The organism is Pseudomonas sp. P4_C8 (genome assembly GCF_056401975.1).
This window is the reverse complement of the sequence record NZ_JBFUIH010000063.1, coordinates 18,947-29,377: the sequence shown is the minus strand read 5'-3', so window position 1 is coordinate 29,377 and position 10,431 is coordinate 18,947. Positions and strand designations below refer to the sequence as shown.

The 10,431-nt window shown below is 63.3% G+C and carries 1 protein-coding gene; it reads right to left on the bottom strand.

The window, feature by feature from the left end:
• Positions 1–10,242, bottom strand: a 10,242-nt coding sequence (locus AC1DWM_RS27350) for a peroxidase family protein (RefSeq protein ID WP_477796620.1), incomplete at its 3' end; no start/stop codon positions are given.
• Positions 10,243–10,431 lie beyond the last annotated feature (189 nt).

Here is a 10,431-nt window from a genome sequence, read left to right as displayed (position 1 = left end):
GTCGTTACCTGCGCCGCCGATGAGGACGTCGTTACCCGCACCGCCCACGATCGCGTTGTCGAGCTCGTTGCCGGTGCCCGCAAAGTTGCCGCTGCCACCGAAAAACAGATTTTCGACGTTGGCACCCAGCGTGTAGCTCGCGAGCGAGGTCCAGACCGTGTCGCTGCCGGCACCGGCGAGTTCGCTCACCACGTCCCCAAGGTCGGTGACTTCATAGACATCGCTGCCGACACCGCCGACCATCGTGTCGACACCTGCGCCACCGAGGATGACGTCGTTACCTGCGCCGCCGACCAGGGAGTCGTTACCCGCACCGCCCACGATCGTGTTGTCGAGCTCGTTGCCGCTGCCCGCAAAGTTGCCGCTGCCGCCGAAAAACAGATTGTCGACGTTGGCACCCAGGGTGTAGCTCGCGAGCGAAGTCCAGACCGTGTCAGTGCCGGCACCGGCGAGCTCGTTCACCCCGTCCCCAAGGTCGGTGACTTCATAGACATCGTTGCCGACACCGCCAGCCATCGTGTCGGCACCTGCGCCACCGATGAGGACGTCGTTACCCGCACCGCCTACGAGCGTGTTGTCGAGCTCGTTGCCGATGCCCACAAAGTTGCCGCTGCCGCCGAAAAACAGATTCTCGACGTTGGCACTCAGGGTGTAGCTCCCGAGCGAGGTCCAGACCGTGTCGTTGCCGGCACCGGCGAGCTCGGTCACCACGTCCCCAAGGTCGGTGACTTCGTAGACATCGTCGCCAACACCGCCGGCCATGGTATCGGCACCCGTACCCCCGATGAGAATGTCATTGCCCGCGTCACCATTGAGGATGTCGTTGCCGCCCAAGCCGTTCAGGATGTCGTTGCCATCACCTCCGCTGGCCAAGTCGTCGCCTATCGTGCCGGTCCATATGTCGACACCCGCGGTACCGACAAACAGATCACCGACCAATGTCGTTGCAGCAGAGGTGACTCGCTCAAGTGTGCCGAGGTCATCGGTGTAACTCGCGACGACACGCAGTTGCTGACCGGTCTGCGTCGGGTCGGGCGTGAAGGTCGTGCCCGTCGCGCCGGCGATGTCAGCAAAAATCGCACCGCTTCCCACCTGCCACTGATGGGTAATCACCGAGGTCGTGGTCCCGTTGGCGTCGGTGAACGCATCTGTGGCGGTCAAGGCCGAGCCTGGCGTCGGGGTCGTATCGCTGATCAGCACCGTTCCAACCGGAAGGACATTGACGGTGCCGGTACCGGCCGCCGTGATCGGTGCGGTCGGCGCCGAGAACACCTCCTCCAGCACGCCATTGGCGTCCTTGTAGACCGCCCTGACGCGCAGAGCCAGCCCGGCTGCCACGACGAGTTGCGGGATAGCCGGCACGGCGCCAATGAGGGTCGCCGGTGGTGGGACCCTGAGTTCCGAGCCCACCGTGACGGTCGTGCCCTCCGCGCGCGCGACCTCTCCGGCGGCAAAGAAGGTGATGTCTTCGAAGACGCCCGAGCCCGGGCGCGCTTCGAACTGCCAGAAGATACTGATGGGCCCGGTGATCGCGCCGCCGGTCGCGGTATTGTCAGCATCGGTGATGTCTGCCGCCGATACCGTCAGCGTCTGGCCGACGGCGGGCGTAGGATCGTCGATCCTCAGCGAACCGACTGGCGCCGAGTTCAAACCGCCAAGCACGATCGCCTGATCGGAGAACTGCAACCGCTCGATATTGCTGAGGGTGTCGATCCCGTCCCTGCCAGCGACACTGTCGGTGACCGTAACGGTGCCGTTGACGTTTTCGACCACGGTGTAATCCGCAAAATTGCCGGAGTACAGCGCCGTATCGAAGTCGGGACCGGCCGCCGTCAGGATTTCGCGGACGATCTGGAGCTGGCCGGGGTTGTAGGTGCCGTTCAACATGAGCGGGACCAAGGGCGTCATGCTGTCGAAGCTGGCGATTTCCGGCCCGGTGCCATCGATGTTCTGCCGCACGCTGATGCGTACGTTGAGCCACTTGTCGCCGTCGATGAGGTCATCGCCGCCACGGCCTTCGATGACGTCGCTGCCGGCGCCGCCCAGGACGATGTTGCCCCCGTCGAACTTATCGTCGGCCGTGCCGGCGATGCCATCCGCGCCGTTGCCAGCGCTACCGACGAAGTCCCGCAGACCGCTGATGAGATCGAAGTTGGTGAGCACGCTGCCCTTGGCGCCAGCGATGGCGAGCAAGTCGGCAGTGGAGTCATCGCCGCTGAGGAAATCGGCGTGGGCCGATCCCGACAGCCCTTCCACCAGGTCCAACCGGGCAAGGATCGACGCGGTTGAGCCAGGCACCGCCGGCTGATCGAAGAAACGCAGCCTGGAGTTGAGGCCGATGGTCACGCCGGCCGGATCGTCCTTGAAGGTCGCCCAGTCGTAACCGGAGAAGCCGATGAAACGGTCCGCCTCGCTGGGGCTGCCGATCATGATGTCATCACCGCCTTCCCCGTCGAAGTTGTCCGGTCCGCCATCACCCATGAAGACGTCGTTGCCATTGATCGGATCGTTGCCGAATGGGTCGAAGTTGTCGCCAGCAACACCATCGGCGGATCCGCCCTGGATCCAGTCGTCACCTTCGCCGCCGCGCGCGAATTCGTTCGCCTTGCTGCCGAGGATGAAGTCGTTGCCCAGGCCACCGCTGGTGTCGGCCGCGTCTTCGCCGGTGACGATGAAGTCCTGACCGGCCTGGCCGAGGATCAGGTTGAGGCCGTTGCCGCCCTGAATGACGTCGTTGCCGTCCTCGCCGTGGATGACGTCGTCGCCGCCCATGTCCGTGATGATGTCGTCACCGGTACCGCCAAAGAGTTGGTCGTTGCCGTAGCCGCCATCGATCCGATCGTTACCGGCATCGCCATAGACCGTGTCGTCGTCAGAGTCGCCGGCAATGAGGATGTCGTTGCCGGGCGTGCCGCCCAATACGACCGTGTCGGCGCCGGTGTAGTGCAGGTAGTTGCTATCCGGTCCCGGTGTGGCGGGGTTGTCGCGGATCACCAGCGGTGTGAGGAAGTCAGTGCGTGGTGAGCCAATCGGGTGGTCCGACGGACCAAAAGGATCGGCGTTGGCCGGCAGATCATCGACGGTGCCGACAATGCCGTCGGGACCGGCAATCACACTCGGGTTGTACTGGTTCGCCTGGTTGACCTCCAGAGTGTAGGCCGGCGTCAGGAAAACCCTGGCCGAGAGGTGTGTTGCGTCGGTATTGGCCATCACCAGCGCGGAGAACGTGTTGTTCTCAAGCTCGGCGCCAAAGTCCATCGAGGCGGTGCGTTCCAGATAGTAGAAGCGGTCTCCGTCCTGGAGTTTCTCCATCTGGTTCTCGAAGACGAAGTTGAAGGTCGAGCCGAGCATGCCGCCAAAGGGCATCTTCTCCTCGGCCAGCCCGCCAACCCAAAAGTCGACGTTATCCAGGCCGGTGATGGTCACATCGTCTGCCGTGTGCAAGATGCCGTCCGTACCAGCGGTGCTGGTCCAGGCGCCGGTGCTGTTGAGGAAGTCGATACGATCAGCCGGTGCACCCGCACCGCCGAGCACTATGAGCGAGGCAGCCGCGCGCTTGTCCGCCAGCGTGAGGGCGTCGGTGATGCTCGAATGCGTGCCGTAGGCGGCGATGAAGTTGATCAGCGATTCCGGGTGCTTTATGTGCTGCACAAAATCGGCCCAGCTCGTGTAGGGCTTGAGCTCTGCGTCGCCGGTGGGCGCATAGAACTCCCGCCGCGCCGCGTTCAGGGACGGAACGCCGGTATCGCGGCCGCGCGCCAGGTTGATGGCGGGCAGATCGAGCGGCAGGCCCAGCAGGTTGTTGCGCAGGGCTTCGGTGACGAACTCGTCGATTTCGTTGCCCACCTGACGGGTCACGCCGCGCACGATGGCACCGGCCGCCTGTTCCGGAGTGGGGCCGCTGCCCGCGAACTCGAGCGGATTGAGGAAGGCCTGAATCAGCCCGATATCGCTCGAGGCGAAGTTCGGATCCAGCCGGTCGACCTGCTCCAGCAGCATCGAGTGCCCGAAGCGATAGACGGTGTGCGCGAACTCGGCAACGATGCTCGGATCGATCGCGGTGTCGTACACCTGGCCCGGGGCGAAGAAGGGATCGACCATCGGCTGGATCGTACGCGCGAACTCCTCGAACACCAGGTGCTGGTACTGCATCTCGGTGCCGAACTTCGCCGTCTGGAACAGGCGCTCGCCGTTCCAGTCGAGGGTCGAGGTGTCGGCGGGAACGGCAGTGACGGGCGTCAGCAGCCACTCGTTCAGGAACGACACGTCGCCGCTTGCCGCTGTCGCCAGGACCACCGCCATGGTGTGATCGACCAAGCGGTTGTGCTCATGGTGGAAGATCGAATGGACGGTGGTCAGGCCGATGTTCTCATTGACCCGGCCGTCGCCGGCAATGTAGTGCGCGTCCAACAGTTCGTTGTCGTAGAAGCCCGGCGCAGGTGTACCTCCAATGATATTGTCCGCATCGGGCAGGAGTGCTGCGCCGGTCTGGTCGTCCACCGGAACCGCGGTGTGCGCGATGTCGTTGAGGAAGGCATGGCCGGTGCGCGCGGCGTTGACCAGGCTGATGGGCGCCGCCGGATTGCCTTCAACGAGCACATCGTCGGCCGTGCCGGCAATACCGTCCGGACCCAACATCACCACCTGCGGAAAACCGTTCGGACCCTTGATGAAATTGCCGTAGGCGTCGGTCGCCAGCAATGGCACGTTGTTGAAATCGGCATCGGTGAGATTGATCCCGAGCAGATCATGGGCTTGCGCCTTGACCACCTTCCAGGTGGCCATGCCACCGATCCCGACGTCATCGGCCGTACCGAACACACCATCGGCGCCCAGATCACGATTTTCGATCAACTTGCCGGTGGCCACCGGATCGCCCGCTGCGTTGAGCTCATAGGCACGCAGGAACACCTGGTGCGAAGGATGCGAGCTGTAGGTCTGGTTCTGGTCGACAAACGGCGAGGTGGTGTTGGTGTTCTCGTGGATGTCGTCGGCCGTGCCCAGAATGCCATCGGGGCCGGGCTGATTGGTGGCGCGCGTCAGCACCATGAAGTTGGTCGGGCTACCGGGCACGAACAGCGGGTCATCCGGCTGCAGCGGAATGAACACGGTGCCCGAGCCGCCCTTGGTGACGAGGTCCAGGCCATGGTCGAAAAACTGGCCGAAGAAGGTCATCCATTGGTTGAAGGGCGCGGTCAGGCCCGCGTCGGGGCTCACGTTCGGGTCGAAGAAGGTCTGGAACGTCGTGCCATCGGTGCGGGTTCCGGTAACCACCTGTGCACCAACCTTCAAGACATCGTCAGCGGTGCCGAGGATGCCATCCAGACCGGGATCGAAGGTGGCCGCGACCGCCGCCGGGTTGTTGGCGGTCTGGTCGACGATCAGGTTGCTGATGGTGCGCGGCTGCGAGTCGTTCACCAGGCCGCTGGTCTGGGTGTAGCTCGTGCCGGCGTCGGCCGTGCGGAAGTCCGGCGTGGTCAGGCGCGGGAATACATTATCGGCGGCACCGAACTCGGGATGGAGCAGGTTGTTGTCCGTCCCTTCGACCGTTCGCAATCCGAACGGCATCCGTATGTTCGGCAGCAGAGAAACCAGGTTCTCACCCGCCGCGTGGTGTTCCGCTATCTTGATCTGGTCAAGGATGAACGCCAGGTCGGATTGAGTGTAACGCACACCATTGCTGGGGGCACTGGTCTGCGGATCGATCAGCGAAGGCGCCGGTGCGGGGGCTGGCGCCGCGGCCACTACTGCCGTAGTCGGTGCCGAGAATACCTGCTCGGTCACGCCATGATCGTCCGCATAGAAGGCTTTAACGCGCACAGCCAGGCCGGCAAGATCCGACGTCACCGTGAGAGTGGGCGCGTCCGCTCGTGTAAATCCGATACCGATGCGACCTGGCCCGAGGATGATGTCCTCGAAGACGCCCGAGCCCGGTGTCGCTTCAAACTGCCATATGTAACTGATGGAATTGTGGATCGCCCCGCCCGCGTTGTCGCCATCGGTGATGCCTGCCGCCGACACGGTCAGCGTCTGGCCAACGGTCGGCGCGGTGTTATCCACCGTCAGCGCGCCTACCGGCTCAGCGTTGAGCCCCGGCACGAGGACCATCGACTGATCGGAGAACTGCAGCCGTTCGATGTGGGTGAGACGGTCGGTTTCTTCCTTGCCGACATTGTCGGTCACGGTGACGATGTCGTCGGCAAAGTTGACCGGGGTGCCGTTATCGTTGACGGTGACTGTGTAGTTCGCCAGCGGGCCCATGAAGTTGACGGTGTCGAATCCGCCCACGCCCGGCAGGATCTCACGCACGGCGACGAGCTGACCAGGATTGTAGGTGCCGTTCAGCATGAGCGGGATCATCGGCGTCATGCTGTCGAAAGTGGCGATCTCCGGCCCGGTGCCATCCACGTTCTGACGCACGCTGATGCGCACGTTGAGCCAACTGTCACCGTCGATGAGGTCGCTGCCGCCACGGCCTTCAATGATGTCGCTGCCATCGCCGCCGAGGATGATGTTGCCCGCGCCGAACTGATCGTCGGCCGTCCCCCCGATACCGTCGGYACCGAAACCGGCGCTGCCGACGAAGGCCCGCAGGCCGCTGACGAGATCGAAGTTGGTGAGGATGCTGCCCCTGGCCGTGATGTTGGCGATGATGGCCGCGTTTTGTTCGTCGCCGCGCAGGAAGTCGGCGAAGGCCGACCCCGACAGGCCCTCCACTTCCGCGAACCGGTCATAGACCGAATCGGGCGATTGCGCCACCGCGCCCACGATATTGCCCGCAGCGTCGGGCACCGCGTGATAGGGACTGAAGAAGGGGACTACCATGTCGACGGTCACGCCGTACTTGTCATTCTTGTAGGTAGTCCAGTCGAACCCGGACATGCCGTCCATCTTGTCCTGAGCGTCGCTGGCGACGAAGGTGTCGTCGCCGCCCTCACCGATCATTTCATCGAAGCCGCCGGTGCCGATGAAAATGTCGTTGCCGGGCACATCGTCGGACAATGTCGGGCTCATGTTATCGCCGGGCGCACCGTCCTGGGTGCCGCCCTCGATCCAGTCGTCGCCTTCGTTGCCGGTCGGCGCGAGGTTGACCTTGGCGCCGAGGATGAAATCGTCGCCCGCGCCGGCGAAGGTCATCGTGATGTCTTCGGTGGTGATGATGAAGTCTTTGCCAGCGCCGCCGAAGACCAGGTTGTTGAGGCCGAGGGTCGAGTTGCCGGCCTGGATGACGTCGTTGCCGTCCTCGCCGCGCAGGGTGTCGCTGCCGCCGATGTCGGTGATGATGTCGTCGCCGGCACCGCCAAAGACGTTGTCGTTGCCGTAGCCGCCGTCGAGGCGGTCGTTGCCGGCGTCGCCATAGACGGTGTCGTCGTCCGAGTCGCCGGCAATGAGGATGTCGTCGCCGGCCGTGCCGCCAAGCACGACCGTATCGCCGCCGGTGTAGTGCAGGTAGTTGGTATCCGGGCCCACTGTGTCGGGGTTGTCGCGGATCACCAGCGGCGTGAAATGGTCAATACGTGGTGAGCCGATCGGGTGCACCGACGGGCCAAAGGGGTCGGCGTTGGCTGGCAGGTTGTCGGCGGCCTCATTGACTGGTGTCAATGGATTGTCGACCAGTATGCCATCCGGCCCGGCCACCACGCTTGCGTTGAACTGGCGCGTCGGGTCGGTCTCCAGGGTGAAGGCCGGCGTCAGGAATATGTTAGCCGACAGGTGTGTTGCGTCGCTGTTGAGCATCACCAGATTGGCGAACGAATTGTTCTCAAGCTCAGTGCCGAAGTTGAGTCCCGCGGTGCGTGCCAGGTAGTAGAAGCGGTCACCATTTTGCAGGTTTTCCAACTGGGTTTCGAAGACGAAGTTGAAGCTCGAACCCAGCAGGCCGCCAAAGGGCATTTTCTCCTCGGCCAGGCCACCGATCCAGTAGTCGACGTTGTCCAGGCCGGTGATGGTCACGTCGTCTGCGGTGTTCAGAATTCCGTCCGCACCGGCGTTGCTGGCCCAGGCACCGGTACTGTGCAGGAAGTCCAGGCGATCAGCCGGCGCCGTGGCGCTGCCGAGCACGAGATCCGCAGCCGCGGCGCGCTTTTCCGCCATCGTCGTAGCGCCAGTGATGGTCGAGTGCGTGCCGTAGGCGGCGATAAAATTGATCAGCGATTCCGGGTGTTTCATGTGCTGCACGAAATCGGCCCAGCTCGTGTAGGGGGTCAACTGGCTGTCGCCGGTCATGTGGTAGAACTCGCGCCGCGCCGCATTCAGCGACGGGATGCCGGTGTCGCGGCCGCGCGCCAGGTTGAGGGCGGCCAGGTCCAGCGGCAGACCGACCAGGTTGTTGCGCACAGCGTCGGTCACGAACTCGTCGATCTCGTTGCCGACCTGGCGGGTCAGGCCGCGTACGATGGCGCCTGCCGCCTGCTCAGGGGTAGGGCCGCTCCCAGCGAATGACAACGGGTTGAGGAAGGCCGCGATCAGGCCGGTTTGTTGATTGCCCGGCTCAGTCGGATTGCCGTCGCCGACGACGTTGAAGTTGGGGTCGAAGCGATCGACCGTCTCCACCAGCATCGAGTGGCCGAAGCGAAAGACCGTGTGCGCGAACTCGGCGACGATCGACGGATCGATGGTGGTGTCGTTACCCATAGGCGCCAGGAAGACGTCCACTTGCGGCTGGATGGTGCGCGCGAACTCCTCGAACACCAGGTGCTGGTACTGCATCTCGGTGCCGAATTTGGCCGCCTGGAACAACCGCTCGCCGTTCCAGTGCAAGGCCGCGATGTCGGTCGGCGTCACTGGAAGCGCTGTCAGTTGGGCATCGGGCATCAACCACTTGTTCAGGAAATCGAGGTCGGCGGAGGCCAGCACCGTCGCCTTGGTATCGTCAACCAGCCGGTTGTGCTCGCTGTGGAAGATGGAATGCACCGTGGTCAGGCCGATGTTCTCGTTGACCCGGCCATCGCCGGCGATGTAGTGCGCATCCAACAACTCGTTGTCGTAAGTGCCGGGCGCACCCAGGCCGCCAATGACGGTGTCCGCGTCAGGCGTCAGGCCTCCGGTCGGATCGGCGCTGTGTGCAATGTCGATGAGGAACTGGTGGCCGGTGCGCACGGCGTTCGTCAGGCTGATGGGTGCAGCCAGATTACCCTCGACGAGCACGTCATCGGCCGTGCCGGCAATGCCATCCGCGCCCATCATCACGACTTGGGGGAGGCCATTAGGCCCTTTGATGAAGTTGCCGTAATCATCGGTCGCCAGCAATGGCACGTTGTCGAAATCGGCATCAGTGAGATTGATGCCGAGCAGATCATGGGCTTGTGCCTTGACCACTTTCCAGGTGGCCATGCCGCCGATTTCGACGTCATCAGCGGTACCGAAATGCCCATCGGCGCCCAGGTCACGATTGGTAATCAACTTGCCGGTGGCCACTGGATCGCCAGCTGCGTTGAGCTCATAGGCGCGCAGGAACACCTGATGCGAGGGATGCGAGCTGTAGGTCTGGTTCTGGTCGACAAACGGCGAGGTGGTGTTTTGCTGTTCGTGGATGTCGTCGGCCGTGCCGAGAATGCCGTCGGCGCCGGGCAGATTGGTGGCCCGCGTCAACACCATGAAGTTGGTCGGGCTACCAGGCACGAACAGTGGATCGTCGGGTTGCAGCGCAATGAACACCGTGCCCGAGCCGCCCTTGGTGACCAGGTCGAGACCGTGGTCGAAGAACTGGCCGAAGAAGGTCATCCAGGCGTTGAAGGGCGCGGTCAGGCCCGCGTCCGGCGTGATATTAGGGATCTGGAAGACGGAAACGTCGTCGGCGGTGCCGAACAGGCCATCCAGACCGGGGCTGGTGACGACTTGTGAATCTGGATTGGCCGCTGCAGCCGCGACTGCCGCCGGATTGTTGGCGGTCTGGTCCACGATCAGGTTGCTGATGGTGCGCGGCTGAGAGTCGAAGACGGCACCGCTGGTCTGGAGGTAGGAGGTCGGCGTGGTTCCGCCAGGATCGGCGGGGCCGAAGAAGCCGGCCGGCTGGACCTGCGCGGTATTGAACACCGGCGTCGTCATGCGCGGAAAGAAATTGTCGGCGGCACCGAACTGGGGATTGGCCAGGTTGTTGTCGAAGCCGGAGACGGTGCGCAGGCCGAAGGGTACTTCTACGTTCGGCAGCATGTCAGCCAGACTCGCGCCTGCCGCATGCCGTTCGGCGATGAAAATTTGTTCGAGAATGAACTCAAGATCGGACTTGATGAAGCTGGCCATGGCTGTTTCCTCGATGCTTAGCTAGTCAGGAAACCACATGCATAAAGCACGGCTCTAAACGCGTGGTTTAGTGCTGAAACCCATCAATAAAAATTGCAAATTGAACGACGGGACCTGGTACCACGGCCGCACCGAGCCCCTGCTGAATTGCGTGCAATCAGCAGTGCTCAACTGAGGATCAATTCCCCA